The organism is Rhodoferax sp. ZS1R8, assembly GCF_056521325.1.
Genome location: NZ_JBWMBA010000032.1, coordinates 1 through 2,052 on the forward strand (window position 1 = coordinate 1; position 2,052 = coordinate 2,052).

General features: G+C 63.2%; 2 protein-coding genes and 2 pseudogenes. 3 read left to right on the top strand and 1 reads right to left on the bottom strand.

What is annotated here, in order from left to right; all coding sequences use genetic code 11:
- The 3 genes and pseudogenes from AC097P_RS23425 to sorU form a co-directional block, all read left to right on the top strand.
- Nucleotides 1–222, top strand: a pseudogene (locus tag AC097P_RS23425) (hypothetical protein); the annotation flags it as partial.
- Between the two features lie 45 nt (nt 223–267).
- Nucleotides 268–1,500 (top strand): SorT family sulfite dehydrogenase catalytic subunit, encoded by a 1,233-nt coding sequence (gene sorT, locus AC097P_RS23430; protein ID WP_479612842.1) that lies wholly within the window; start codon nt 268–270, stop codon nt 1,498–1,500.
- Between the two features lie 17 nt (nt 1,501–1,517).
- On the top strand, nt 1,518–1,868 hold the full coding sequence (gene sorU / locus AC097P_RS23435) for a SorU family sulfite dehydrogenase c-type cytochrome subunit (protein ID WP_479612843.1): 351 nt from the start codon (nt 1,518–1,520) through the stop codon (nt 1,866–1,868).
- A 33-nt stretch (nt 1,869–1,901) separates the two neighbouring features.
- Here the strand turns inward: sorU and AC097P_RS23440 are convergent.
- Nucleotides 1,902–2,052 (bottom strand): annotated as a pseudogene (locus AC097P_RS23440) (methyl-accepting chemotaxis protein); the annotation flags it as partial.

A 2,052-nucleotide genomic window follows, 5' to 3' on the forward strand; every position in this document is an offset into this window, starting at 1 on the left:
TACCACCTGACGACCTTTTTCGAGAAGGGTGGCCTGGTCACCGTGATGGCCTTCGAGGGCGCCATGAAACTACCGGACGGCAGTGGATGGTGGAGCAATGTGCATTGGCGGGTCATCCGCTCGCAAGAAGGTAAACCATTGCTGCTGATTGCCCAGAAAAAAAGTGCCATTGCGGTGGCCCAGGCCGCCCTGCAGGGCGACGCGCTACAAACGCCCGGATAACCCCTACACCCCCTGAAACCAAGCAACCATAACGGAGACGACTGAATGAACGATAGCCCAAACAACATGCCCCGCCGCAAGCTCCTGGCCGGCAGCGGTGCCGCCCTTGCTGCCGCTGGCCTGACCGGCTTTGGCCGCAGCGCGAGTGCCAGCGGGGAGACGCCGCCAGCGGTCACTGCGGCTGCGTCCAAGCCGATGCCCGCCTATGTTGGCGCCAAGGATGGAGCCAACATGATCGTGCACAGCAGCAGCACCATCGAGACCAAGCGTAGCGCCTTTGGTACCAGCGTGATCACACCGACCGAGCAGCTCTTCGTGCGCAACAACCTGCCCGCACCCGATGCCGCCATTCTGGCCGACCGTGACGCTTGGGACCTGACAGTGGAAGGTGTCAAGAAGCCGCGCACACTGAACCTGCGCGAACTCAAGACCCTTGGTATCGAAACCACGGCCATGGTAATGCAATGCTCCGGCAATGGCCGTAGCTATTTCCCCAGCAAACCCAGCGGAACACCTTGGCAGGTCGGCGCGGCCGGTTGTGTGGTCTGGAGCGGCGTGCCCGTTCGTCGGCTGGTGGAGGAGCTGGGCGGTTTGGCGGACGGCATGGAATTCTTGACCGGCACCGGCGGCGAGAAGCTACCCGACGGCCTGGATCCCAAGAGCATCGTCGTTGAGCGCTCGGTACCCGCCGCCGCAATGGCCGATGCCCTGCTTGCTTGGGAGTTAAACGGTCAACCCATTTCCTTGGCCCATGGCGGGCCGCTGCGCCTGATCGTGCCCGGCTACACCGGCGTCAACCAGATCAAGTACGTCAAGCGACTGGCCTTCACCGCCAAGGAAACCGATGCCAAGATCATGTCGCATGGCTACCGCATCTCACCTCCTGGCAGCAAGGGCGACCCGTCCCAGCCCTCGGTGCAGGAAATGAGCGTCAAGTCCTGGATCAACGGTCCGGGCACCGATGGCAAGCCCCTCAAGGCGGGCAATGTGCAGATCCACGGCGTCGCCTTCGGTGGCCTGAACCCGGTGGTAAAAGTCGAGGTTTCGGTGGATGCTGGCAAGAGCTGGCAGTTGGCCCGGTTGACCGGGCCGGATCTGGGCCGCTTTGCCTGGCGCCAGTTCGTGCTGGCCGTGCGCCTGCCGGTCGGTGAGCACACGCTGCTCAGCCGAGCCTACGATAGCAACGGCGCTGTGCAACGCGAGCATCGGCTGGAGAATGCCGGCGGCTACAACAACACCAGCTGGCTGGATCACGCCGTGAAGGCAAACGTGGCATGAAGAAGGACTCTATTTCCATGCAGCGATCCGTGCGGCGCACCGCCTGCGGCCCCTTACTCGCCGTCTTGATGGCGGCGGCGGCGCTGAGTGCACAGGCCAAAGACGATGCGGCGCAGCTGAAGCTGGGCAAGGATCTGTTTGTCAAGTCGGCTGTGCCGGCTTGCGCACTCTGCCACACCCTCCGGGACGCCCAGTCAACCGGTGAAGTCGGCCCGGTGCTCGACGAACTGAAACCGGATGCGGCGCGCGTAGCCCAGGCGTTGCGCAACGGTATCGGCCAGATGCCGTCCTACGCCGGTAGCCTCAATGACAAGCAAATCGCGGCGGTTGCAGCCTACGTCGCCAAAGCGAGCGAGGCCACGAAGTAGGCGAAGCCACCGGTCCTGCCGCGTCAGCACAGATCAGGCCAGCTTGAAGGTCCCCACCAGGCCGGTCATACGCGTGGCCTGATCTTTCAGGCTTTGCGCTGCCGCGGTGGACTCCTCTACCAACGCAGAGTTCTGTTGGGTCATTTGCTCCAGCTCATTGACCGCGCTGTTGATCTGGGAAATG

What these genes read in the sequence shown, in the direction of transcription:
- sorT (WP_479612842.1), top strand. Translation starts at nt 268, where the DNA reads ATGAACGATAGCCCAAACAACATGCCCCGCCGCAAGCTCCTGGCCGGC.
- sorU (WP_479612843.1), top strand. Translation starts at nt 1,518, where the DNA reads ATGCAGCGATCCGTGCGGCGCACCGCCTGCGGCCCCTTACTCGCCGTC.